Origin of the sequence: Amorphoplanes friuliensis DSM 7358 (assembly GCF_000494755.1) — a bacterium.
GTDB classification, from domain to species: Bacteria; Actinomycetota; Actinomycetes; order Mycobacteriales; family Micromonosporaceae; genus Actinoplanes; species Actinoplanes friuliensis.
Window position 1 is genome coordinate 8123990 of sequence record NC_022657.1, and the last position, 23344, is coordinate 8147333.

General features: G+C 71.7%; 22 protein-coding genes. 15 read left to right on the forward strand and 7 right to left on the reverse strand.

Translation table 11 applies throughout. The features are described from left to right. Positions 1-111: 111 nt before the first annotated feature. Positions 112-1275 carry an FAD-dependent oxidoreductase gene (locus tag AFR_RS37385; RefSeq protein WP_023562028.1) on the reverse strand — a complete coding sequence of 388 codons (1164 nt, stop codon included), beginning with the start codon at positions 1273-1275 and terminating at the stop codon, positions 112-114. 63 nt (positions 1276-1338) lie between these two features. On the opposite strand from AFR_RS37385, the gene AFR_RS37390 reads away from it, so the two are divergent. Continuing rightward, a complete protein-coding gene (locus AFR_RS37390; RefSeq protein WP_023562029.1) occupies positions 1339-1935 on the forward strand; it encodes a PadR family transcriptional regulator in 597 nt (198 codons plus the stop codon). Here AFR_RS37390 and meaB read toward each other — a convergent pair. Together meaB and AFR_RS37400 are read right to left on the reverse strand one after the other, a co-directional pair. Then, positions 1932-2882, reverse strand: coding sequence for a methylmalonyl Co-A mutase-associated GTPase MeaB (gene meaB / locus AFR_RS37395; RefSeq protein ID WP_023562030.1), 951 nt, complete (start codon positions 2880-2882; stop codon positions 1932-1934). The genes AFR_RS37390 and meaB overlap by 4 nt on opposite strands. Positions 2883-2902: 20 nt before the next feature. Next, on the reverse strand, positions 2903-4048 hold the full coding sequence (locus AFR_RS37400) for an acetyl-CoA C-acetyltransferase (RefSeq protein ID WP_052359895.1): 1146 nt from the start codon (positions 4046-4048) through the stop codon (positions 2903-2905). A 140-nt stretch (positions 4049-4188) separates the two neighbouring features. On the opposite strand from AFR_RS37400, the gene mce reads away from it, so the two are divergent. The 4 genes from mce to AFR_RS37420 all read left to right on the forward strand — a co-directional run bounded on the left by mce (position 4189) and on the right by AFR_RS37420 (position 9283). Beyond that, on the forward strand, positions 4189-4641 hold the full coding sequence (mce, locus tag AFR_RS37405) for a methylmalonyl-CoA epimerase (RefSeq protein WP_023562032.1): 453 nt from the start codon (positions 4189-4191) through the stop codon (positions 4639-4641). Positions 4642-4921: 280 nt separating this feature from the next. Next, positions 4922-6220: a DivIVA domain-containing protein gene (locus AFR_RS37410; protein ID WP_023562033.1), complete on the forward strand. Its 1299-nt coding sequence runs from the start codon at positions 4922-4924 to the stop codon at positions 6218-6220. A gap of 231 nt (positions 6221-6451) precedes the next feature. Beyond that, a complete protein-coding gene (locus AFR_RS37415; protein ID WP_023562034.1) occupies positions 6452-8002 on the forward strand; it encodes a coiled-coil domain-containing protein in 1551 nt (516 codons plus the stop codon). A 168-nt stretch (positions 8003-8170) separates the two neighbouring features. Continuing rightward, positions 8171-9283 (forward strand): AI-2E family transporter, encoded by a 1113-nt coding sequence (locus tag AFR_RS37420; RefSeq protein WP_041843239.1) that lies wholly within the window; start codon positions 8171-8173, stop codon positions 9281-9283. A gap of 3 nt (positions 9284-9286) precedes the next feature. Here AFR_RS37420 and AFR_RS37425 read toward each other — a convergent pair whose 3' ends face one another. Together AFR_RS37425 and AFR_RS37430 are read right to left on the reverse strand one after the other, a co-directional pair. After that, entirely contained in the window at positions 9287-10087 is an 801-nt protein-coding gene (locus AFR_RS37425; protein WP_023562036.1) for an alpha/beta hydrolase, read from the reverse strand. Between the two features lie 5 nt (positions 10088-10092). Next, on the reverse strand, positions 10093-10428 hold the full coding sequence (locus tag AFR_RS37430) for an Rv1322 family protein (RefSeq protein ID WP_202963966.1): 336 nt from the start codon (positions 10426-10428) through the stop codon (positions 10093-10095). Positions 10429-10485: 57 nt separating this feature from the next. Between AFR_RS37430 and AFR_RS37435 the strand changes: the two genes are divergently transcribed. The 3 genes from AFR_RS37435 to AFR_RS37445 are packed head-to-tail and all read left to right on the forward strand — an operon-like array spanning position 10486 to position 14154. Next, complete coding sequence (locus tag AFR_RS37435; RefSeq protein WP_041841426.1) at positions 10486-11979, forward strand: aldehyde dehydrogenase family protein; 1494 nt, start codon at positions 10486-10488, stop codon at positions 11977-11979. Positions 11980-12001: 22 nt separating this feature from the next. Then, entirely contained in the window at positions 12002-12649 is a 648-nt protein-coding gene (locus AFR_RS37440) for an ABC transporter ATP-binding protein (protein ID WP_023562039.1), read from the forward strand. Further along, positions 12646-14154, forward strand: coding sequence for a DUF6297 family protein (locus AFR_RS37445; RefSeq protein WP_023562040.1), 1509 nt, complete (start codon positions 12646-12648; stop codon positions 14152-14154). Before AFR_RS37440 ends, AFR_RS37445 begins: the two co-directional genes overlap by 4 nt. On the opposite strand, the gene nucS is transcribed toward AFR_RS37445, so the two are convergent. Next, positions 14151-14810, reverse strand: a complete 660-nt coding sequence (nucS, locus tag AFR_RS37450) for an endonuclease NucS (protein ID WP_023562041.1) — start codon at positions 14808-14810, stop codon at positions 14151-14153. The genes AFR_RS37445 and nucS overlap by 4 nt on opposite strands. A 58-nt stretch (positions 14811-14868) precedes the next feature. On the opposite strand from nucS, the gene AFR_RS37455 reads away from it, so the two are divergent. The 6 genes from AFR_RS37455 to AFR_RS37480 all read left to right on the forward strand — a co-directional run bounded on the left by AFR_RS37455 (position 14869) and on the right by AFR_RS37480 (position 21985). Next, positions 14869-15495 (forward strand): DUF4126 domain-containing protein, encoded by a 627-nt coding sequence (locus AFR_RS37455; protein ID WP_023562042.1) that lies wholly within the window; start codon positions 14869-14871, stop codon positions 15493-15495. Between the two features lie 8 nt (positions 15496-15503). After that, positions 15504-16859, forward strand: coding sequence for a hypothetical protein (locus AFR_RS37460; RefSeq protein WP_023562043.1), 1356 nt, complete (start codon positions 15504-15506; stop codon positions 16857-16859). Positions 16860-16944: 85 nt separating this feature from the next. Then, on the forward strand, positions 16945-19578 hold the full coding sequence (locus tag AFR_RS37465) for an FtsK/SpoIIIE domain-containing protein (protein WP_023562044.1): 2634 nt from the start codon (positions 16945-16947) through the stop codon (positions 19576-19578). After that, positions 19565-20302, forward strand: coding sequence for a hypothetical protein (locus AFR_RS37470; protein WP_023562045.1), 738 nt, complete (start codon positions 19565-19567; stop codon positions 20300-20302). Before AFR_RS37465 ends, AFR_RS37470 begins: the two co-directional genes overlap by 14 nt. 19 nt (positions 20303-20321) lie before the next feature. Then, positions 20322-21197 carry an ABC transporter ATP-binding protein gene (locus AFR_RS37475; protein ID WP_023562046.1) on the forward strand — a complete coding sequence of 292 codons (876 nt, stop codon included), beginning with the start codon at positions 20322-20324 and terminating at the stop codon, positions 21195-21197. Further along, positions 21194-21985: an ABC transporter permease gene (locus AFR_RS37480; protein WP_023562047.1), complete on the forward strand. Its 792-nt coding sequence runs from the start codon at positions 21194-21196 to the stop codon at positions 21983-21985. Before AFR_RS37475 ends, AFR_RS37480 begins: the two co-directional genes overlap by 4 nt. 8 nt (positions 21986-21993) lie before the next feature. Here the strand turns inward: AFR_RS37480 and AFR_RS37485 are convergent, their stop codons facing one another. Further along, positions 21994-22842, reverse strand: coding sequence for a 3-hydroxyacyl-CoA dehydrogenase family protein (locus AFR_RS37485; RefSeq protein WP_023562048.1), 849 nt, complete (start codon positions 22840-22842; stop codon positions 21994-21996). Positions 22843-22968: 126 nt separating this feature from the next. Between AFR_RS37485 and AFR_RS37490 the strand changes: the two genes are divergently transcribed. Continuing rightward, positions 22969-23325, forward strand: a complete 357-nt coding sequence (locus tag AFR_RS37490) for a hypothetical protein (RefSeq protein WP_041841427.1) — start codon at positions 22969-22971, stop codon at positions 23323-23325. Positions 23326-23344: the final 19 nt, after the last annotated feature.

The window sequence follows — 23344 nt, forward strand, 5'->3', positions numbered from 1 at the left end:
CTCGGCGCGCGTCCGGCCGGTGCATGGCCACCTCGTTCGTTGTCGGGCACCCGTCGGTCGACGGGACGGCTGAACGGTGTGATCGGCGGCCGGCCCGGCGACCTGAGGCGTTCAGCCGATCCGGTGGTCGAGGATCCAGGCCTGGGGATTGCCCTTGCGATAGAGCAGCCGCATGACCAGCGGTGTCATGGCGTCCCGGAGCACCGCGCCGACCGGACCGGCGGCCTTGGTGCTGCCGCTGCGCTTCCCGTACGCGACGACCTTCTCGACCCGTCCCCGCCGCAGCCCTTCGTACTCGGCGAGCGCCGCCCCGACGTCGGACCGGGCTTCCAGGCAACGGCCCAGGACAACGGCGTCCTCGATGGCCATCGACGCACCCTGGCCCGAGGACGGCGAGACGGCGTGCGCGGCATCACCGATCAGCACCGTCCGGTCGTCACGCCAGACCGGCACCCGCGGCAGGTCCCAGGTGTTCCACGGCCCGACGATCTCGTCGCTGGCCTCGATGATCGCCGCCGCCGGCATCCCGTCGCCGGCGACCAGCTCGAGCAGGCGCGCCTTCCAGGTGGCGGGCGTCCACGCGGCCGGGTCCACGGGCTGTTTGCTCGGCGGGTTGGCGAACCACCACACCGAGCCGTCCGGCGCCGTGGCCCAGCCGAAGAACGCCTTCCGCCCGAACGCCATCTGCATGACACCGGGTTCGGGTGCGAGCGCCGGAGCGACCGGACCGGCCGTGAAGCCGCCGGCGTTGAGCAGTCCTAGGTAGCGCGGTGCCGGTGCGGCCGGGTCCAGGGCCGTCCGTGTCCGCGAGTGGAGACCGTCCGCGCCGACCAGCAGATCGGCGTTGACGGCGCTGCCGTCCTCGAAGTGGGCGGTCACACCGCCGTCCCGCCGCGTCCGGCCGGTGAGGCGTTTGCCGTACGCGATCGTGATGCCGCGGCGCACGGCCTCGGCGCGCAGGGCCAGGTAGAGGTCCGCACGCCGGATCGTGGTGGTCGTGGTGCCCAGCGGCAGCTCGGCCAGCGGTTTCCCGGCCGCGGTCAGCAGCGCCATGGCCGGGGTGGCGAACCCGGCGGAGAAGACCTGCCGCGGGTCGAGGCCGAGCGCCTCGAGAGCGGACAGGCCGTTCTCGGCGACCGTGACGAACGCGCCGCGCTCGTCGGCTCCGCGGTCGTGGGCCTCGTGGATCAGTGGTGTGAACCCGGCCCGGTGCAGGGCCAGGGCGACGACGGTGCCGGCGATGCCACCACCGGCGACGACTGCTGTCTTAGTCATAGAATGACTATGCATGCCATGACTATGGCTGGCAACCCCGGGGAAACCCCTAGGCTGTGGACCATGACGTCTGCGCTGCCTCGCCGGTCGACCCTGGCGATGGTGCTGCTGGCTCTGCTGGCCGAGGCGCCCATGCACCCGTACCGGATGCAGCAGATGATCAAGGAGCGCGGGCAGGACCAACTGGTCAACGTCGCCCAGCGCAACAGCGTCTATCAGGCGCTCGACCGGCTGGTCCGCGACGGTCTGGCCCGGCCCGGCGGCACCGCGCGGGAGGCCGGGCGCCCCGAACGCACGGTCTACGAGATCACCGAGGCCGGCGGCGCCACCCTGCGGCGCTGGCTGACCGAGATGCTGCCCACGCCGGCCCGCGAGTTCCCGGAATTCCCGGCCGCGCTGGCGTTCCTTCCGATCCTGGACCCGGCTGAAGTCCGCACCCTGCTCGAACGCCGCGCCACGACACTGCGGGAAAAGCTGGCGCAGATCGACGCCCAGGCGCCACCCGGGCTGCCGCGGCTCTTCCTGATCGAGGACGAGTACCGCTCGGCGATGCTGCGCGCGGAGCTGACCTGGCTCGACGCGCTCGTCGACGACCTCGCCTCGGGCCGCCTGAGCTGGGACGAGAACCTGATCGTGGAGACGCTCGCGGAGTTCGGCTAGAGGTCCTTGATCAGCGACTCGGCTGCTGCGTACGGGTCGAGCCCGCCGGCGGCCACACGCGCGGCGAGGTCGCTCAGCGCCGTACCCTCGCGCAATGAGCCCAGGCGGGCACGGAGCGTGCCGAGCGCGATGGCCTCGACCTCCGCGGCGGCCCGCGCCTCCCGCCGGGCTTGGAGCCGGCCGGACGACTCCAGCCACGCCCGGTGTTTTTCGATGGCGGCGACAACGTCGTCGACACCTTCACCCTTGACCGCCACGGCCCGCACGACCTGCGGCCGCCACTCGCCCGGACTGCGCTCGCCGAGCGAGAGCATGCCCTGGATGTCGCGGTAGGTCGCATCGGCGCCCGGCCGGTCGGCCTTGTTGACCACAAAAACGTCGGCGATCTCGAGGATGCCCGCCTTGACCGCCTGGATCGCGTCGCCCATCCCGGGCGCGAGCAGCACCAGCGTGGTGTCGGCCAGCGAGGCGATCTCCACCTCGGCCTGGCCCACACCGACCGTCTCGACGAGCACCACGTCACAGCCCGCGCCTTCGAGCACGCGCACGGCCTGCGGGGTCGCCGCGGCGAGACCACCGAGCTGACCGCGGCTCGACATCGACCGGATGTAGACGCCGGGGTCGGTGGTGTGGTCCTGCATCCGGATCCGGTCACCCAGGATCGCGCCCCCGGTGAACGGGCTCGACGGGTCGACCGCGAGCACACCGACGCGGTGCCCGGCCTTGCGCAACGCGCGGACCAGCTCGTTCGTGGTCGTGGACTTGCCCACCCCAGGAGATCCGGTCAGGCCCACCACCTGAGCCCGGCCCGCGTACGGGGCCAGCGCCGCGGCGACCTCGGCGAGCTTCGGGTCGCCGTTCTCGACCAGGGTGATCAGGCGCGCGACCGACCGGGGATCGCCCTCCCGCGCACGGGCCACCAGCGTCGGAACGTCCCGGGTCCTCACCCTCGCATCCTGCCTCACGATCAAGCGGTGGGCACCTTGATGAGCAGCGCGTCGCCCTGCCCGCCGCCACCACAGAGAGCGGCCGCACCGAGCCCGCCACCGCGCCGCTTGAGCTCCAGCGCCAGCGTGAGCACCAGGCGGGCGCCCGACATGCCGATCGGGTGGCCGAGGGCGATCGCGCCGCCGTTGACGTTGACGATCTCCTCGCTCACCTTGAGCTCGCGCATCGAGTGCAGCACGACCTGGGCGAAGGCCTCGTTCATCTCGATCAGGTCGAGGTCACCGACGGCCAGGCCGGCCTTGCCGAGCGCGTGCCTGATCGCGTTGGCCGGCTGGGCCTGCAGCGAGGCGTCCGGGCCCGCGACGTTGCCGTGCGCGCCGATCTCGGCCAGCCAGGTCAGCCCGAGCTCCTCGGCCTTGGCCCTGCTCATCACGACGACCGCGGCGGCGCCGTCGGAGATCGGCGAGGCGCTGCCGGCGGTGATCGTGCCGTCCTTGGAGAACGCGGGCCGCAGGGCGCCCAGCGACTCGGCTGTCGCGTCGGGACGCACACCCTCGTCGGTGTCGATCAGCTTGTCGACCCCGCGCAGGCCCGCCTTGACCGGAACGATCTCCTCGGCGAAGTGGCCGTTCTGCTGGGCCGCCGCGGCCCGCTGGTGGCTGAGCGCCGCGAAGGCGTCCTGCTCCTCACGGGTGATCCCGAGGCCGGCGCCGCTGCGCTCGGTGGACTCGCCCATCGAGATGCCGTCCCACGGATCCATCAGGCCGTCGAACGCGGTGTGGTCACGGACGAGGATGTCGCCGTACTTCTTGCCCTGGCGCTGACCCATCAGCAGGTGCGGGGCGTTGGTCATCGACTCCATGCCACCCGCCACGACGATGTCGAACTCGCCGGCGCGGATCAGCTGGTCGGCCAGGGCGATCGCGTCGAGGCCAGAAAGACAGACCTTGTTGACCGTCACGGCCGGAGTGGTCATCGGGATGCCCGCGGCGACGGCGGCCTGCCGTGCGGTGATCTGCCCGGTGCCGGCCTGCAGCACCTGACCCATGATCACGTACTGGACCTGGTCCGGCGCGACACCGCCGCGCTCGAGCGCTGCCGCGATGGCGTACCCGCCGAGGGCGGTGGCCGGCAGGTTCTTGAGGTTGCCGAGGAGGCGGCCCATGGGCGTACGGGCGCCGCTGACGATCACCGAGCTGGTCACGGGAGGCTTCGCTTTCTCCTGAACGATGGTTAGGTCAGCGTAACCGGATGGCCGTTCTGTTACTCCCCGGGGACCGCCGCGAGAATGTCACACTCTCCGACATGGAATCACTTCGCGACCTGGACTCGCTGCCCGAGGTGGGCCTGCTCCGCGTCGATCACGTCGGCATCGCGGTGCCCGACCTGGACGAGGCGATCTTGTTCTACGCCCAGATCTTCGGCATGCGCTGCGTCCACGAGGAGACGAACGAGGACCAGGGCGTCCGCGAGGCGATGCTCGTGGCCGGCGACGACGGCACGGGCGCGCGCATCCAGCTGCTCGCGCCGCTGCGCCCCGACTCGGCGATCGCGAAGTTCCTCGACCGCAGCGGCCCGGGACTGCAGCAACTGGCCTACACGGTGGCGGATGTCGAGGCCACCAGCGACGCGTTGCGGGCCCGCGGGCTGCGACTGCTCTACGACGAGCCGAAACGCGGCACGGCCGGCTCGCGCATCAACTTCGTGCACCCGAAGGACGCCGGCGGTGTCCTGGTCGAGTTGGTGCAACCCTCCTGATTAGTACGCCTTGCGGGTGAAAAGTCCTGACGTTACTGCTGCGGACTGGCAGGATCGTCGGCAACAGCGAGCGCCGCGGGGCGACCGTGTGCGACGATCTTCCGATTCCGGGCGGCACAGCAGGTAGCGGCGTGACGACGCTGTGCGGGCAACCACCCCGCGACGCCATCCGAACGGCCGACATCGGCCTCCGGGAGCCCGGTCGAAGGTGATCTCGGGCGGGAATACCCGGCCCGTACGGTCTTGCGTGGCCCCCTGGGGGGTCTGCCAGTATGTCCCAATGCCCCAGCAGCAGGATGCCAATCTCGCGTTCTTCGAAAGCGCAAATTCGCAGCACGACTTCACGGTTGTCCTGCGTGGATACGACCGCGGGCAGGTGGATGCCCATCTCGGCCGGCTCGTCGCCGCCCTGAACCAGTCCGAGCAGGCCCGCGGTGAGGCCGAGCAGCGGATGAACGACGCGCAGCGCCGGCTGCGCCAGGCGGAGCAGCGTCTCAACGCCCTCGAGCAGAAGCTGGCCGACAGCAACAAGCTCCTCGAGGAGAACAACCGGCCGACCCTCTCCGGGCTGGGCACCCGGGTCGAGCAGATCCTCCGGCTGGCCGAGGAACAGGCCAACGACCACCGTAGCGAGGCCAAGCGGGAGTCCGAGGGCATCCTCTCCGCGGCCCGCCTCGAAGCACGCGAGATCACCGACAAGGCCCGTGCCGAGGCCGCCGCGATGAAGGCGACCGCCGAGCGTGAGGCGGGGCAGGTCCGCACGCAGGCCGAGCGCGAGTCCGCGGAAAATCGCGTGCAGGCCCGGCGCGAGGCGGACACGCTGCGCTCGGACGCCGACCGCGAGACCAAGCAGCTGCGCACGGTCACCGCGCACGAGGTCGCCGAGCTCAAGTCGACCGTCGAGCGGGAGGTCGCCTCGCTGCGGGCCACCGCCGAGCGGGAGATCACCCAGCTGCGGGCCAAGGCAGCCCGTGAGGCCGAGGAGAAGCGCGCCGAGGCCACCAAGATGCTGACCGACGCCCGCGACAAGCGCGACAAGGACCTGCAGGCCCTCGCGCTGGAGACCGCGGAGCGCCGGGAGAAGAGCGAGCGCGAGGAGTCGCAGCGCCACGCCGCCCAGGTCAACGCCACCCAGAAGATGGTGGCCGAGGCCGAGGAGCGCGCCCGCGCCGCCGAGGACCGCGCCAAGGAGATCGAGCAGCGCGCCGAGAGCCGCCGCGTCGAGTCCGAGCGCACCGCCATCGAGACGGTCGAGAAGGCCCGCGCCCTGGCGGAGAAGACGGTCACCGAGGCTCGTTCCGAGTCCAGCCGTCTGCTCAGCGAGGCCCGCACGGAGGCCGAGCTGACCACGCAGGCCGCCAAGCGTGAGGTCGACGACCTGACCCGTCAGAAGGACGCGGTCACCAACCAGCTGGGCCAGATGCTCTCCGGCCTCTCCGGCCTGGTGCCGACGGTCGGTGCCGCGGCCAAGGCCGCCGAGGTCGTCAAGCAGGCCGAGGCCAAGTCCGACGCCCCGGCGCCGCGCGAGCCCGAGGCCGAGGAAGCCGGCCAGCCCGAGGCGGTCGCCAAGTCCAGCTGAGTCGTTTGCCACTCGGTTCCCGGTTGCGCCACCCTTGCGCTTGCGTAACGGTTGAAGGAACCGGGCCGGTTGTGCGAAGGCGTTTGCGGGCCGTACCGGAGCTCCTCCGGTGCGGCCCGTTTGTTTCCACACGTAGCCTGGGCACAGACAAATCACAACCAGACGCACAGTCCCGCCAGGCCGGTGTGTATCGGCACGTCACGGGACGATGCGTATGTGAGGATGGAAAGTATGTCGCACGGCGGGGAAATCTTCGGTCTCGGTGGAGACGCAGCCTCCGAGCCCAGCTTCGAGACCGCCCTGCGGGGTTATGAGAAAAAGCAGGTCGAACGCTATGTCGCGCGGGCCGAGAACGAGATAGCGGCTCTGGCGAGCGAGCGCGAGCAGGCCTACTCGCAGATCCAGGCGATGGCCGGACAGATCGACCGGCTTCAGCAGGAGGCCAACCAGGCGCGGCGCCGGCCGGGCATGGGCGCCGAGGTCTCGTTCCGCCATCTGGGACCCAAGGTCGAGGAAATACTGGCCAAGGCCGAAGAAGTCGCCGCGGACATCAAGAGTTCCGCCACCGACGACATCGCCGCCCGTCTGGCCGAGGCCGAGCGGATCCGGGCGGAGGCCGAGGCCCACGCCCACGACGGCATCCGCGACTTCGAGATCGCGCTGGCCGCCCGCCGCGCCGACGAGGAAAAAGCCGACGTCGCCCGGCGTGCCGCCGCCGAGAAGTCGCTGGCGACCAGCCGTCAGGCCGCCGAGCAGCTGCGCGCGGAGGCCGAGTCCACGCTCGCCCGCGCCCGTTCGGAGGCCCAGCAGCTCACCGAGCGCACCGCGCAGGAGTCCCAGCGGGCCCGCGCCGAGGCCGACGGTTACGTCAAGTCGACCCGGATGCAGGCCGACCAGGAGCTCAAGGCGCTGCGGGACAAGACCCAGCAGGACGTCGCCAAGCTGCGCGCGGACGCCGAGCGGGAGCGCGCCGAGCTCAAGGCGACCGTCGACCGCGAGGTCGCCCAGCGCCGCCAGGAGCTGACGCAGGAGCTGACCCAGATGCGGTCCGCCGTCGAGAAGCAGTGCGCCGACCTGCGCAGCGAGGCCGACAAATATGCGGAGGAGGTGCTGCGCCGCTCCGACGAGCAGGCCACCGCCATCCGCAAGGAGATCGCCGCTCAGCAGGACAAGATCGCCGGCGCCGGCCGGGATCTCGCGGCGGCGCAGGCCAAGACCGCCGAGGCCGAGAAGAAGGTCGCCGAGGCGAACGCCCGCGCGAAGGCCGCCGAGACCGAGGCGGAACGCATGCAGCAGCGCCTGGCCGACGTGAAGAAGGAGCTCGAGGCCGAGCTCGTGCACGTCGCCGAGGCGAAGCGGGCGGGTGAGGCCGCGGAGCGCCGCGCCACCGACGTCCGCCGCCAGGTGCAAAAGGAGGCCAAGCGGGTCGCCGAGCTCGCCGCCGCCGCGGTCCTGGCTGCGGCTGCCTCGCCCGACGGCGAGGACGATTACGACGACGAGGATCTGTCGTCGCCCAGTGTGGCCGCGGCAGCCGCCTCGGTCGCGCCGGTGGCCACCGGTCACGCCGCTGTTGTTCCGCCGTCGTCCGCACCGCAGACCACCACCTCGGGCGGCGGCCAGCACGCGGCTCCCGAGAAGGCCTCCACGACCACGGACAAGGCCGCGACGCCTGCATCGGGCCCGGCCACTCCGGCTGCAGCGGCCGCACCGGCCAAGGTGACCGCCTCGGCGAAGGTGACGGCCCGGCCGACCGACAGCCGCGTCGGCGTCGACGCCGACTGAGCAGGAGCACTTCACTCCCGGCGGGTGGCGGCACGGGGTCCGTACCGCTAAATTGCCCGCCGGGAAGTTCGTTCACCGTCCCGGTCGCCGACCGCCGCACGGACCTCCCGATGGTCCCCTGTGGAGGTTCCGGTGACGGCCGACGACAGCCCGGCGGAGGCGGAAGCCGTGCACCCGCCGGCCGACGACCCCGAGCCGTCCGCGGACGCCCCTGAGGAGCCGAAGGGCCCCGGTCAGTTCGGGCGTCCCGGTCCGCCGCTCAGCCGGCGTAACCCGTTCCTGATCGGCCTCCTGGGTGGGCTCGGGCTCATCACCGCGTACGGGATCTTCCTCGGTCTGCGCAACGCGGCCTCGATCCTGGTCCTGATCTTCATCGCGCTGTTCCTGGCGATCGGGCTCAACCCGGCGGTGACCCGGCTGCGCGCGTGGGGGCTGCCGCGCGGGCCGGCCGTGGCCGTGCTGGCCCTGGGCATCGTGCTACTGCTCTGCGGCGGGGTGTTCGCGCTGGTGCCGCCGCTGGTGACCCAGACCGGGCAGCTGATCCAGAACGTCCCGAGTTTCATCGAGAGTCTCCAGCGCAACGAGACCGTCAACGACCTGGTCCAGCGGTACGACGTCCTGAGCAAGGTCCAGAGCGCGCTGAACGCGGGCACGGTCACGAACGCCCTGGGCGGTGTGGTCGGCGGCGCGAGGCTGCTCTTCGGCACGATCTTCAACGTCCTGACCGTGATCGTGCTGGTCATCTACTTCATGGCGGCCTTCGACCGGATCAAGGAAGGCGGGTACGCCCTGGTCCCGCGCAGCCGCCGCGACCGGGTACGCCTGCTCACCGACGAGATCCTCAGCAAGGTCGGCGCGTACATGGTCGGCGCCATCGCCATCGCGGTGCTGGCAGGTCTCAGCACCTGGGTCTTCGCGATGATCGTCGGCCTGGCCTACCCGTTCGCGCTGGCCGTGGTGGTGGCCGTCTGCGACCTGATCCCGCAGATCGGTGCCACCCTGGGTGCGGTGATCGTCAGCCTGGTCGGCTTCGCCTCGTCGCTGACCACCGGGATCGTCTGCCTCGTGTTCTTCCTGATCTATCAGCAGGTGGAGAACTACCTGATCTACCCCAACGTGATGCGGCGCTCGGTCAAGGTCAGCGACGTGGCCGCCGTGACAGCGGCGCTGCTGGGAGTGGGCCTCTTCGGCGTCATCGGCGCCCTGATCGCCATCCCGATGGTGGCGGCGATCCAGCTGATCGTGCGCGAGGTCGTGAACCCCAGCATGGAGGAGAAGTAGCGGTCAGTCCCGGAGAGGCTTGGGCACCGGGACGTCCGAGAACGCCGCGACCGTGCGGTTCGCGTAGGCGTTCATGTCACCGGACTCCATCGGACCGTCCCAGGTGCGGGGCAGCGGCACCTCGACATCGGGCGCGACCCGGCGCACGACCTCGTCCAGCACGGTCTCGGCGTCACCCACCCACAGGTGCTTGGCGCCCGGCACCCCGACAACCTCGGCCTGCGGGATCGCGGCGAATCGTTCGCGGGCCTCCGGCGGGCGCAGGTAGTCGTCGAACTCCGGCACCAGCGCGGTGACCGGCTTGCCGCTGCCGCCCCAGGCGGTCAGGTGCGACTCCGACAAGAAGCGCAGCGGCGGCGACAGCAGGATCGCGCCCGTGACGGCCGGGTCCAGGCCGTGCATCAGCGTGAGGTCGGTGCCGAACGACCAGCCGAGCAACCAGATGTTCGGCAGGTCCTGGAACTCGGCGTACTCGATGGCCGCCGCGACGTCGTACTTCTCCTCGACGGCCGACGAGAACTCGCCCTCGCTGGTGCCGCGCACACTCGACGTGCCGCGGGTGTTGAAGCGGAGCACCGCCAGCCCCGCCAGCGCCGGGAGACGCCAGGCGGCCTTGCGAAAGACGTGGCTGTCCATCATCCCGCCGTGGGTGGGCAGCGGGTGCAGGCAGACCAGGGTGGCGACCGGCTCACCGGACTCCGGGCGGGCCAGCTCGCCGACCAGGGTCAGTCCGTCGGCGGTGTGGAGTTCGATGTCCTCACGGTGCGCCGGCAGGACGGAGTTGGCACGGATCTGATTGGTCACGGTCGTCATCCTCGCCCATAGCGTGGTGCGTTGCGGGAGCGTTCCACCGTCGGGCCGCGGCGGTCGCGGGCCCGCCAGCAGCCCGTGTGCCAGTGGCGGCGGTCGCTCTCGTCGCCCCGGTCGTCGGCCGGCCAGGCCACGATGTGCGCGACACCCGGGCGGATCTCCTGCATGCAACCAGGACATTTGTACGTCTTGGTCGCCGCGCCGCCGAAGATCGACCGGACCATCCACTCGCCGTCCTGATACTGCTGGACACCCTCGATGCCACGACGGCTGCCCTCCTCGCGCAGCGCAGGTGCTTCTGCGTCGCGACGGGGGCGATTACGGCGAGGACTCACGACAATCAAGCGTACGTGTGAGGTACGGCACGGTGAATGCGACCTAGACTCACGTTCATGACGGCTACCCGTACACCCGGCATGCCCGTGGTCGAGGACGGCTTCCTCGTCTCGACCAGCCCTGCGACCGGTGCCGAGGCGGGCCGCCTCCCGGTCTCGGACGCCGAGGCGGTCGGTGCGACCGTCGACCGCGCGCGGACAGCGGGCGCCTGGTGGGCCTCACTCGGCTTCGACGAGCGCAAGGTGCGGCTGCTGCGCTGGCGGGCACTGCTCGCCGAGCGCATCGAGGAACTGGCCGAGCTCACCCGGGCCGAGACGGGCAAGCCGCTCGCCGATGCCATCGTCGAGGCGACCGCGGCGATCGAGCACATCGACTGGGCCGCCCGGAACGCCAAGCGGGTGCTCGGCCCTCGCCGCACGAAGACCCGGCTGCTGGTCGCGGAGCACTCCGGCCACCTGGAATACCAGCCGTACGGCGTGATCGGCGTGATCGGCCCGTGGAACTACCCGATCCTGACGCCGCTCGGACCGATCAGCGGCGCGCTGGCCGCGGGCAACGCGGTGGTGCTGAAGCCCAGCGAGTACACCCCGGCGGTCGGTCAGTGGCTGGCCGACAGCTTCGCCGAGGTCGTGACCGAGCAGCCGGTGTTCCAGACGGTGCACGGGCTGGGTGACGTCGGCGCCGCGCTGTGCCGTTCCGGTGTCGGCAAGGTCGCCTTCACCGGCTCGACCGCCACCGCGAAGAAGGTCATGGCCGCCTGCGCGGAGACCCTGACACCGGTGGTCATCGAGGCGGGCGGCAAGGACGCGCTCATCGTCGACGCCGACGCGGATGTCACCGCCGCCGCCGAGGCCGCCGTCTGGGGCGCGATGACCAACGCCGGGCAGACCTGCATCGGCATCGAGCGGGCGTACGCCGTCGCACCGGTCTATGACGCGTTCGTGGCCGCCGTCGTGGAGAAGGCCGGCAAGCTGCGGCTCGGCGAGGAGATCGGCCCGATCACCATGCCCGGGCAGGTCGACATCATCCGCCGCCACATCGACGACGCCCTCGCGAGCGGTGGCCGGGCGGTGCTCGGTGGCGCCGACGCGGTCCAGCCGCCGAACGTCGCGCCGACCGTGCTCGTGGACGTTCCCGAGGACTCCGCCGCCATCCGCGAGGAGACCTTCGGCCCGACCCTGACCATCACCCGGGTCGCCGACGCCGACGAGGCGATCACCAAGGCCAATGCCCTCCCGTACGGCCTGGGTGGCGCCGTCTTCGGCAAGGCCAACGGCATCCGGATCGCCCGGCGGCTGCACACCGGCATGGTCGCGGTGAACTCGACACTGAGCTTCGTCGGCATGGCCACGCTGCCCTTCGGTGGTGTCGGCGACTCCGGTTTCGGCCGCATCCACGGCGAGGACGGGCTGCGCGAGTTCGGCCGGGCGAAGTCCATCACCGTGCGCCGGGCGCCGTCGCTGCTGCCCGCGATGACCTTCGAGCGGACACCCGCGCAGGTGCAGCGCATCGTCAAGGCGGTCAAGCTGCTGTACGGCCGCCGCCCCTGACCGCGTTTGCTAGCGTCACCCGGTGGATCATTCCGCGATCGAGGTCCGCGACCTGTCCGTGAGCTACGGCTCCACGCCCGTGCTGGTGGACGTCCAGCTGACCGTGCCGGTCGGTGCGGGCGTGTGCGTGACCGGGGAGAACGGCATCGGCAAGTCGACACTGCTGCGCTGCATCTCCAGCCTGCAGAAGGCCGACGCCGGTGAGATCGAGGTCTTCGGCGGCCCGCCCGGGTCCACACCGGAGTTCTGGCGTGCCGTGGTCACCACCGTCGAGCCTCCGACCTGGTACCCGGGCCTGACCGCCCGCGAGCACGCCGAACTGGTCTGTCGCGCGCACGGCCTGAGCCCGGAGGACGCCGGCCTCGACGAGTCGCTGGAACGCTTCGGGATCGCCTCGCACGCCGACGCCATCCCGCCGTCGCTCTCGTCGGGCCAGAAGCAGCGGCTGACACTCGCCCTGGCGCTGCTGCGGCCGAGCAAGCTGCTGATCCTCGACGAGCCCGAGCAGCGCCTCGACCCCGACGGCCGCGCGATGGTGGCCGGCCTGCTGAGCGACTACCTGGCCGGCGGTGGCACCGTGCTGATGGCCAGCCACGACGACACGTTCGCGGCGGCGGCCGGCACCGGCCTGGTGAGCATGGCCGACCTGCACGCCGCCGGCCTCCCGTGACCGCCACCGCCCACCCGGTCAGCGTCGCGGAGCTGCGGCGCTGGTTACGCCGCACCCAGTCCGCGCACCGCGAGCGCGGCGAGACCCTCGGCAACGTCTACTTCGCCGTGCTGTTCGTGCTGATCGTCGGCGGCATCGTGCACAAGCAGATCCTCGCCGTCGTCTGGCCCGCCGAGGCGAACGCGTCCGAACTGGCCGGGTACTCCCTGATGCTGGTCCTGACCGGCGGGCTCTACCTGACCCTGCGCCGGCTCGGCCCGCTCGCGCTGAGCCGGCCGGCCGCCTCCTGGCTGCTCACGGCACCGGTGAGCCGACGGCGGCTGTTGCTCCCCTCCCTCTGGGTGGCCCTGATCGGTGCCGCCGTCGCGGGTGCGGCCGGTGGGCTGACCGTCCTCGGCCACGTCGCCGCCCGGCCGGTGCCGGGTGCGGACGGGCTGCTCCCGCTGGTCGGTTCCCTGCTCGGGGGTGCGTTGCTGCTGGTCGCGCTGGGCGCTCAGGCCGAACGCCGGTGGTCGTCCTGGTCGGACCGTGCGGCGTCCGTGCTGGTGGCGGCCGGGCTGGCCGGGTTGCTCGCCGACTCGGCGCTGGGTGCGCCGCGCGCGGAGCCCGGATGGCCCGCCGAGCCGGTCGTCACCACGCTGGCGGTCGCACTCCTGGTGCTCGTCGTGGGGCTCCTCCTGGCGGCCGTCCGCCGGCTCGCCGGCACCCCGAACGAGCGGATCCTGGAGGCGTCCAAGACCGCCGGCACCCTGTTCGACTCGGCGTACGGCGTGGAGCCGTCCTTCATCACCGAGATGGTCGAGCGCCGCTACTGGGCCCATCGCAAGCTCAGGTCCCGCCGGCTGTGGCACCGCGTTCCCGTGCTCGTGGCGCAGGACCTGCTGATGCTGCGCCGCCGCCCGGGCCGGGTGCTGTGGGTCGCCGCCGCGGCCACCCTGCCGGTCCTGCTGGGCAACGCTCCCGGCTGGGTCGTCGGCCTCGCCGTGCTGGCCGGCGGTCTGCTGCCCGGTGGTGTGACGGCCGGGACGATCCGGACCGACGCCGGCAACCCGTTCATGCTGCGGCTCCTCGGCCTCAGCTCGTACGAGGCCATCAAGCAGCGACTCTGGGTGCCCGGTGTGCTCTCCGGCCTCTGGTACGCCGTTGCGCTGGGTCTCCTCCAGGCGCTCGGTGACCTGCCGGCCGGACCGTGGTGGGCGCTGGGTCTGGCGCTGGGCCCGGTGGGCGCGGCGGCGACGATGCGCCGCTCCCGGGTCGGTTTTGTCGACAACGGGCTGATGCCGCTGGACACCCCGATGGGCTCGATGTCGACCGGCCCGGTGCTCAACGCCGTCGCCGGGCTCGACGTGCTGCTGCTCGGGCTGCCGGTGATCGTGCTGATCGCCGTGGGCGAACCGCTGACCTGGACCGGCGTCCTCGTCCAGATCGCCCTGGGAGTGCTCGGCGCCCGGGCCTATCTGCACGCGACCACCGAGAAGGACCGCGTCGAGCTGAGCGGACGCTAGAAGAGCGTCAGCTCGTTGCGTTCCATGCCGCGCAGCTTGTCGTAATCGACGACCACACAGCGGATGCCGCGGTCGGTCGCCAGCACCCGCGCCTGCGGCTTGATCTCCTGCGCCGCGAAGACACCCTGCACCGGGGAGAGCAGCGGGTCGCGGTTCATCAGCTCGAGATAACGGGTGAGCTGCTCGACACCGTCGATGTCGCCGCGCCGCTTGATCTCGACCGCCACCGCACCGCCGGCGGCGTCGCGGCAGAGCAGGTCGACCGGGCCGATGGCGGTCATGTACTCGCGGCGGACCAGGGTCCAGCCCTCACCGAAGGTCGACGGGTGGGCGGCCAGCAGCTCCTGCAGGTGCGCCTCGACGCCGTCCTTGACCAGGCCGGGATCGACACCCAGCTCGTACGAGGTGTCCTGGAAGATCTCCTCCAGGGTGATCCGGAGCTCTTCGCCGGCCTTGTTGACGACCTTCCACACCCCCGGGGCCTCCTGCAGTTTGCAGGGCGGGCTCATCCAGTTGAGGGGTTTGTAGGCGCGGTCGTCGGCGTGGATCGACACCGAGCCGTCGGCCTTGACCATCAGCAGCCGGGTCGCCGGCGGTAGGTGGGCGGAGAGGCGGCCGACGTAGTCCACGGAGCATTTCGCAATGACCAGGCGCACCCGACGAGGGTAGCCGCTGCCGGATGCCGGGCTCGCGTGGCGGTGCCATGCTGAGGACGTGCTCGAAGCGCTCACCGGAACCGGCCTGGCGGCATCCGCCGGGCTCAATGCCTACATCCCGCTGCTCACGATGGGTCTGCTGGCCCGTTACTCCGACCTGATCGATCTCCCCAGCGGCTGGCAGTGGCTCTCGAACGGGTGGGTGATCGGCATCCTCGCCCTGCTGCTCGCCGTCGAGGTCGTCGCCGACAAGGTGCCGGTGGTCGACCACGTCAACGACATCGTGCAGACGGTGGTCCGCCCGACCGCCGGCGGGCTCGCGTTCGGGGCGGGCTCGTCCTCGGAGACGGTGACGGTGACCGACCCGGGCTCGTTCTTCAGCTCGCACCAGTGGGTGCCGATCGTCATCGGCATGGTGCTCGCCTTCGGGGTGCACACGGTGAAGGCCGCCTCGAGACCAGTGGTGAACGCCACTACCGGCGGTGTGGGCGCGCCGGTCGCCAGCACGGCCGAAGACTTCGGCAGCGTCGTGTTGTCCCTGCTCGCGATCGTCCTGCCGGTGCTGGTCCTCGTCGGTCTCGTGCTGATGGTGCTCGCCACGTGGTGGGTGATCAGGCGGCGAAAGCGGCGCAAGCGGGAACGGCAGCCGCTCGAGGGTGTCGAGACCCAGCGCTTGTTTGGTTGACTGCTGCGGTGCCCGCGCTCGCCGTACCCGCTTTTGCCCTGACCTGGTGGCTGGGTTGTTACCTGGTGGGCCGTGATCCCACCCGCGCGCTGCTGTGGCGGGCGGCGGGAGCGCTGATCGCGTACGCCGTGGCGGTGGTCGCCTGGATGCTCAGTCCGGCCTCCGCCGCGGCTCAGCTGCTGCTCTGCCTGCCGGCGCTGTTCTGGGCCGGTGTGGCGGTGGCGCTGCTCCCCCGCAACATTCCTGAGCACCGGCAGGTCGACCGCGGCTGGCTGATCCTGTCGGCGGTGTTCCTGGGTCTTGCCGTCGTTCTGCCCGGGGTCGGCAAGCTGGTCGCGCTTGCCCCGCTGGCGGGCGGGATGGTCCTGCTGGTGCGTTACCGCGACCGGGTACGCCCCGGCACCCTCCCGGCCGCCCTCGCCGGCGCGGCCGCCCTCTACGCCCTCGGGCTTGTTGTGGTCCTCGCCCCGATCGACCTGGGCGCGCCGATGCTCGTGCTCGCCGCGATCGGCCTCGACCTGCTGCTGATGGGCTTCCTGGTCGCGGTGGCCGACACGGTCGACGCGGGCGAGCGCCTCCTGCCCGACCTCCGCCGCTCGCTGATCTCCGCCGTCGTGGCCGTGCTGCTGCTGGGTGGTCCGGCGGCGCTGACCATGCTCGCCGCACCCGGCCTGCGCGCGGTCACGGTGCTGCAGTTCGTGCTGGTCGCGCTGGCGCTGAGCGCGGTCGGCCTGGCCGGACAGCTGCGGGCGGGCCTGGATCGCCTGGCGTTCCTGCAGGACGACCGGCTGCGGCTGGACCGCGGTGCGCTGATGCTGGCCGCCGACGCATTGCCCCGGCGGCGCGAGCGGCACCGGATGATCGCGCTGGACGCCGACGAGTTCCAGCGGCTGACCCGGCGCGCGCTGGAGGACTTCGGCGACGTGGGCCGGCTGCTGCGCAACCCCCTGATCGACCTGCCCACGGTGGACCGGAGGCTGGCCGCGCGCGGGCCCGGGGTCGCCGAGCAGCCACTGGTCCGGGCCGTGGAGCTGCGGGCCGTGCTGAGCGAGCACGTGACGCGGCTCAAGCCGTCCGGTGCGTTCGGGACCACCGAGGAGTGGCGGTTCTACAACGCGCTGCACTACTGCTGCGTGCTCGGACTGCGGCCGTACCAGCGTCAGCCGCAACCGGAAGGGCTGGACCGGGACGCCCGCCGGGCGGTCGACTGGTTCCGCCGTTACGTGCCGCGTCGTTCGCTGCGCCGCTGGCAGTCCGAGGGCGCCACCATGGTCGCCGCGCACCTGTGGCGCGACCTCGTCAGCAGTGATCCGCGCTGGCTGACCGGGGCCGGTGGGACGGCCCGCCGTGAACCCGTGCGGTGACGCTTCGACTGCGACACGCGCCACATAAGGTCGGTAAGGCCCTCAAACTGGTTAAAATCCCCCATCGTGACTTCCGGGGGGTGCTGTGGGTAGCCACCGCAACGCGCTGGTCGCCGTCGTCCGGCAGGAACTGGCCGAGGCGCGGGGCACCGCCCGAGCCGTGCTGGCCGCGGCCGAGACGGCCCGCAGTGAGGCACTGCGCCGCAAACAGCTGATCAGGGACGCCTACTCGACCTGTCTGGCTCAGCTGGCCGAGGCGCGCGAGGCGGCCCGGCAGGACATCCTGCGCCGCACCAAGACCGAGGCCGCCCGGCTGACCCGCAACGTGGAGTCGCTGGCCGCGAGCTGTGCCTCCGGCGCCGCGACCAGTTCCTGGCGCTACTGGACACCCACCGAGCCCGACCGGGTCACCCGGCCCGGGCTGCTGCGGATCGGTTCCGTCAGCTACGACATGGGCGACGGCGACCGGCGGCTGCCCGCGCTCGTGCCGCTGCTGGACCACGCCCACGTGAACATCGTGGGCGACCAGCGGACCGCCGACGGGGTCATCTCCGGGCTGCTGCTGCGCGCCCTGGGCACCACCCGTCCGGGTGAGGTCCGGCTCACCGTCTACGACCCCGAGCAGCTCGGCGGCACCCTCGCGGCGTTCGCGCCGCTCGGGAACGCGGGCCTGCTCTCGTTCGTCGGGCCGGGCGGGCTCAGCGCGGTGCTCGACGACCTGGTCGAGCAGATCTGCCGTGTCAACGAGACCGTGCTGGCCGGCGAGTACGCCTCCCTCGCCGACCTGACCGCCGCCACCACCGGCCCACGCCCCGAACCGTGGCGCATCGTCGTGCTCCTCGCCGACGCCGAGCTCACCCCGGCCCAGCGGGCGCAGCTCGACCGCATCGCCCGCACCGGCGTGGCCTGCGGCGTCCACCTGGTCGTCCGGGGGCTGGAGCTCCAGCCGCATCCGACGGTCGAGCACATCACCGTGCACGAGGGCACCGCGACCTGCGACACCACCGGCGAGCTGACCGTCGACCTGGACGCGGCCCCGCCCGCGGACCGCATCGCCGGTTTTGCCCGCACGACCGCCGAGCGCCTGCGCCAGGGCCCACCACCGGCCAGCTTCGCCGACCTGGAGCCGGAGAAGCTGTGGACGGAGTCGTCGGCGCACGGCCTGGTGGCCCCGATCGGCGACAGCACCGACGGGCCGCTCATCTCGGTGCCGCTGGGCGACGACCCGCCGCACGCCCTCATCGGCGGCCCGTCCGGCTCCGGCAAGACCAACCTGATCTACGCCTGGATCGGCTCGCTGGCCGCCCGGTACAGCCCCGACGAGCTGGCGTTCTACCTGCTGGACTTCAAGGAGGGCGTGTCGTTCGCGCGGTTCACGCCCGGCCCGCGCGACCCGAGCTGGCTGCCGCAGGTGCGGCTGGCGGGCATCAACGTCAACGGCGACCGCGAGTTCGGCCTGGCGATGCTGCGCCACCTCGGCGAGGAGCTGCGGGCCCGGGCCCAGGCCGCCAAACGGTACGAGGCGTCGAAGCTGGCCGAACTACGCGCCGAGGACCCCCGCGGGCACTGGCCGCGGATCGTCGCCGTCATCGACGAGTTCCAGGTGCTGCTGGCCGGTCGTGACGCCCTCGCCGACGAGGCCGTGTCGCTGCTGGAGGACCTCGCCCGGCGTGGTCGCTCCCAGGGCATCCACCTGGTGCTGGCCAGCCAGGACGTCTCCGGCATCGAGGCGCTGTGGGGCCGCTCCGGCCTCATCGGGCAGTTCACCCTGCGCATCGCGCTGCCCAAGGCGCGGCGCATCCTCGCCGACACCAACCTGGCTGCCGCGGTCATCCCGCGCTTCCACGCGGTCGTGAACGCCGACTCGGGCGCGGCCGGGGCGAACCACATCGTCCGGCTGCCCGACGCCGGCGACCGGACCGCCTGGCGCACCCTCCAGCGCAAGCTCTGGCACAGCCGCCCGGACACCTGTGTGGCGCCGCGGCTCTTCGACGGTGACGCCGTTCCCCGGCTGCCCGAGGCGTACCGGCCGGCCGGGCGGGTGCCGAACGTGACGTCCGACATCGGCTCGTCCCCCGGCGCGGTGCTCGGTGAGCGGATCGACGTCTCCGCCCGGCCCGCGCGGCTGCGGCTGGGACGGATGCCCGGGCGCAACCTCGCCGTGCTGGGCACCCGCACCGACGAGGCCTGCGACGTGCTGGCCTCCGCCGCGCTGTCGCTGGCCGCGCAGGGGCCGGCGCGGTTCAGCGTCGTCTGTCTCGAGCCCGGGGCCGAGCGGTCCGCCGCCCGGCTGGTCGCCGAACTACCCCAGGCGGACTGGTACGGACCGGCCGACCTGGACCAGTTCTTCGGATCCCTCACACCGGACGGCATCCCGCACTACGTCCTCGGCTACGCGCTGGACGCCGCCGGGCCGTCCTACCGGGACCGGCTGCGGTCGCTGCTGACCGACGGGCCCGAGGACCGCACCCACGTGCTCGGCTGGTGGCGCTCGGTCCCCCGGCTGCGCGACGACCTCGGTGGTGTCGGCGCCCGGCTGGACACCATCGGCGCCTGGGTCGCCCTCGACGTGCAGGGCCCCGAGCTCAGCCCGCTCTCACCGCAGCCCGGCGGCCCGGTCTGGTACCCCCGACCGCGCCGGGCCCTCTTCTTCGACCGCTCGGTACACCGCCATCCGGAAGTGATCATCCCGTACGAGGTGAACAGTGACCACACGTGACCGCGACTACCAGCTGATGATGAACGCGCTCGCCGACGTCGCCCGGCGGCGGGACGAGGCACTGGAGAACGCCGAGCAGGCCTACCAGACCAGCTCGGCGCAGGCGGCCGGTGAACTCTCCCGGGCGGAGAACGACGCCATCTCGGCCGACCGCTGGGCCGGCGCGGCGGCGGCACAGGTGCTCGATGTGGACCGGGAGGCAGCCCGGCTCTGGGACGAGCTGCGCCGGGCCCGGGGAATGCGGGTGAAGGCGCTGGGCGAGCTGCCCGAACCCGCCGCGGTCGAGGCGCTGCCCCGCGTCGCCCTCGAAAGCTCCCCGGACTCCGGCGCAGCGGCCCCGGCACCGCGGCAGTCGGCCCGCACGCTGCTCTCCCGGGCGGCCGACCGCATCGACGTGACCGTACGCCCGTCCCAGCGCCGTTCCCTGCCACGCTGGGCGCTGCCCCTGCTCCCACTGCTGGGTGCCTTTGTCGCGGGGCTGTGCGGGCTGATCGCGGCCGGGCTGGTTACCTTCGGGGGTACGGGCATCCCCGGTGGGGCCGTGCTGCGAGGGCTGGGCTGGCTGGCGTTCGTGGTGGCGCCTTCTGCGGGCGTACCGGTGGCTGCGGCCCTGGCTCACCGCAGGCTGCGCTCCCGGCTCGACATCGGCGGCATCGGGCTGACCCTGCTCGGCGGCATGCTGGCGGCCACGGTCCTCTCCGTGACCTTCGCGTCCTCGCGGTGAGGCCGTAGGGTTCCTCTCCATGAGGGAGCCCGCCATCGAGGTCAATGGCTTGCGGAAGGTCTACGGCGACACCGTCGCGGTGGACGGCCTGGACCTGACCGTGGCCCGCGGTGAGATCTTCGCGCTGCTCGGGCCCAACGGCGCCGGCAAGACGACGACGGTCGAGATCCTGGAGGGCTACCGCCGCCGAGACGGTGGTGACGTCACTGTGCTGGGCGTCGACCCGGCCGTGGTCCACAGCCGCGGAGCCCGCACCGACGTGTCCGCGCGGCGCTGGCGCGAGCGGGTCGGCATCGTCCTGCAGGGCACCGGCGAGTTCGACGAGCTCACGGTGGGCGAGGTCGTCAACCACTTCGCGCGCTTCTACCCGGACCCGGACGACCCGGCGTCGGTCATCGACCGCGTGGGTCTGGGCGCCAAGGCGAAGGCCCGCACCCACACGCTCTCCGGCGGCCAGAAGCGCCGCCTCGACGTCGCCCTGGGCATCATCGGGCGTCCCGAGCTGCTCTTCCTGGACGAGCCGACGACCGGCTTCGACCCCGAGGCGCGGCGGGAGTTCTGGGCGCTGATCCGGGACCTGGCCGGGGGCGGTACGACGATCGTGCTGACCACGCACTACCTGGAGGAGGCGGAGACGCTGGCGGACCGGGTCGGTGTCATCGCCGCGGGTCGCCTGATCGCCGTCGACAGCCCCCGGCAGCTCGGCAATCGTGACTCGGCGCTGGCGACCGTCTCCTGGCGTACCGGGGAAGGGGTCTGGGAGCACGAGCAGAGCGCGACCCCGACCGTGCTGGTCGCCGAGCTCGCGGAGCGGTTCGGCGGTGAGGTGCCGGGGCTGACCGTCACCCGGCCGACGCTCGAGGACATCTATCTCACGATGATCGGAGCCGCATGAGCGCTGCGAAGCTGGGGCTCGGCCAGGGCGGCCTGGAGGTCAAGCAGTTCCTGCGGAGCCGGGAGCAGGTGATGTTCACGCTGGCCTTCCCGGCGATCCTCCTGCTGGTCTTCGGCTCGATCTTCAAGGGCGACATCGGGCAGGGCGTGAAGTTCACGCAGTACTTCGTCACCGGCATGATCGCGACCGGGCTGATGACCGCCGGCTTCCAGGCGCTGGCCATCCAGATCCCGATGGAACGCGACCGCGGTGTGCTCAAGCGGCTGCTCGGCACGCCCATGCCGAAGTGGGTCTACTTCGCCGGCAAGGTGCTGATGGTGGCCTTCATCGCGGTGCTGGAGACGGCCATCCTGCTCGCCGTGGCGACGCTGCTCTTCGGCCTCGACCTGCCGGACACCGGCGCCAAGTGGCTGACGTTCCTCTGGGTGTCAGCGCTGGGCATCACCGCTTGCACGCTCTGCGGGGTCGCCTTCTCGTCGCTGGCGCGGACGGGACGCAGTGCGCCGGCCGTGGTGACCCCGGTGGCGCTGATCCTGCAGTTCACCTCCGGGGTGTTCTTCGTCTTCACCGACCTGCCGGCCTGGATGCAAAATCTGGCGTCGCTCTTCCCGCTGAAGTGGATGTGCCAGGGGCTGCGGTCGGTCTTCCTGCCGGAGTCGTTCGGCGCGCGCGAGCCCGGCGGCTCCTACGACCTGCCGATGGTCGCGCTGGTGCTGGGGGTGTGGTGCCTGGTGGCCCTCGTCCTGTGCCTGACCACGTTCCGATGGACCACCAAGCGCGACGGCTGACCCGCGTCTCAGTAGGTGTAGAAGCCCTTGCCGGTCTTGCGGCCCAGGTCGCCCGCGGTGACCATCCGCTGGAGCAGCTCCGGCGGGAAGAACTTCTCGTCGCCGGTGTCGCGGTGGATGTTGCCGGCGGCGTTGAGCATCACGTCGAGGCCGGTGAGGTCGACGGTGGCCAGCGGGCCCATGGCGTGCCCGAAGCCCAGCTTCATCACGGTGTCGAGGTCGGCGGCCGACACCACACCGTTCTCGACCAGCTTGATCGCCTCGACCAGCAGCGCGGAGAAGAGCCGGTTGGAGACGAAGCCGGCGACGTCACGCTTGACCTCGACGCAGGTCTTGCCGACCTCCTCGGCGAAGTTCCGCGCGCTCGCCAGCGTCTCGTCGGAGGTCTGGTAGCCCCGGACCAGCTCGACGAGCTTCATCATCGGCACCGGTGAGAAGAAGTGGATGCCGACGACCGACTCGGGACGCGAGGTGACCGCCGCGATCTGGGTGATCGGGATGGCGGAGGTGTTGGTGCCGAGCACCGCGCCGGGCTTGCAGATCTTGTCGAGGGCCCGGAAGACCTCGTGTTTCGCCTCGAGCTTCTCGTAGATCGCCTCGACCACCACGTCGGCGTCGGCCATCGCGTCCAGCTCGGTGGTCGTGGTGATCCGCCCGACCGCCGCCTCGGCGTCCTCGGCCGAGATCTTGCCCTTGTTCGCGAAGCGCCCGAGGGAGTCCCGGATCGCCGCCACACCCCGGCTCAGCGAGGCCTCGTCCAGGTCCCGCATGGTGACCTGCCACCCCGCCTGGGCGGCCACCTGGGCGATGCCCGAACCCATCAGACCGGAGCCGATGACCGCGAGTCGACCCGCCATGTGTGCTCTCCTTCTCTCCACGTTGAGATTCCCCGGACAGCCTAGCGGCCCTGCTTAACGCTGACTCAGGGCCTCGATCGGGGCAAATCCCCGGAAATGACTCGTCGCCGGTGCCAGACTATGCCCATGCCACCTAGCGACGGCTGGTACCTGCTCGGCCCCTTCATAGCCGTCGCGCTGGTGGGGTTCCTCGGCGCGATCTTCTGGCGCATGGGCCTGCAGTGGACGCAGGCCCGCGAGGACCCCCTGCGCGAGCTCTACGAGGGCCTGGCCATCTTCGGCGACGCCGAGGACTACGGCCTGCTCTGCCCCGCCGCCGCCACGGACGACCCCGGCATCGCCGAGGAGATCCGTAGCCTGCTGTCGGCGGCCGGCATCCGCTCCACCTCGGCCGAACGCCCCGACGGCCGCCTGCTCGTCCTCGTCTTTCCCGAGGAGGTCGACGAAGCCCGGCGATTGGTCGGCGGCTCCCCGGCCCTCTGAGGCGGTCCAACCATTACCG

What these genes read in the sequence shown, in the direction of transcription:
- AFR_RS37385 (WP_023562028.1), bottom strand. Translation starts at nt 1,275, where the DNA reads ATGACTAAGACAGCAGTCGTCGCCGGTGGTGGCATCGCCGGCACCGTC.
- AFR_RS37390 (WP_023562029.1), top strand. Translation starts at nt 1,339, where the DNA reads ATGACGTCTGCGCTGCCTCGCCGGTCGACCCTGGCGATGGTGCTGCTG.
- AFR_RS37400 (WP_052359895.1), bottom strand. Translation starts at nt 4,048, where the DNA reads ATGGGCCGCCTCCTCGGCAACCTCAAGAACCTGCCGGCCACCGCCCTC.
- mce (WP_023562032.1), top strand. Translation starts at nt 4,189, where the DNA reads ATGGAATCACTTCGCGACCTGGACTCGCTGCCCGAGGTGGGCCTGCTC.
- AFR_RS37410 (WP_023562033.1), top strand. Translation starts at nt 4,922, where the DNA reads ATGCCCCAGCAGCAGGATGCCAATCTCGCGTTCTTCGAAAGCGCAAAT.
- AFR_RS37415 (WP_023562034.1), top strand. Translation starts at nt 6,452, where the DNA reads ATGTCGCACGGCGGGGAAATCTTCGGTCTCGGTGGAGACGCAGCCTCC.
- AFR_RS37435 (WP_041841426.1), top strand. Translation starts at nt 10,486, where the DNA reads ATGACGGCTACCCGTACACCCGGCATGCCCGTGGTCGAGGACGGCTTC.
- AFR_RS37475 (WP_023562046.1), top strand. Translation starts at nt 20,322, where the DNA reads ATGAGGGAGCCCGCCATCGAGGTCAATGGCTTGCGGAAGGTCTACGGC.
- AFR_RS37480 (WP_023562047.1), top strand. Translation starts at nt 21,194, where the DNA reads ATGAGCGCTGCGAAGCTGGGGCTCGGCCAGGGCGGCCTGGAGGTCAAG.
- AFR_RS37485 (WP_023562048.1), bottom strand. Translation starts at nt 22,842, where the DNA reads ATGGCGGGTCGACTCGCGGTCATCGGCTCCGGTCTGATGGGTTCGGGC.
- AFR_RS37490 (WP_041841427.1), top strand. Translation starts at nt 22,969, where the DNA reads ATGCCACCTAGCGACGGCTGGTACCTGCTCGGCCCCTTCATAGCCGTC.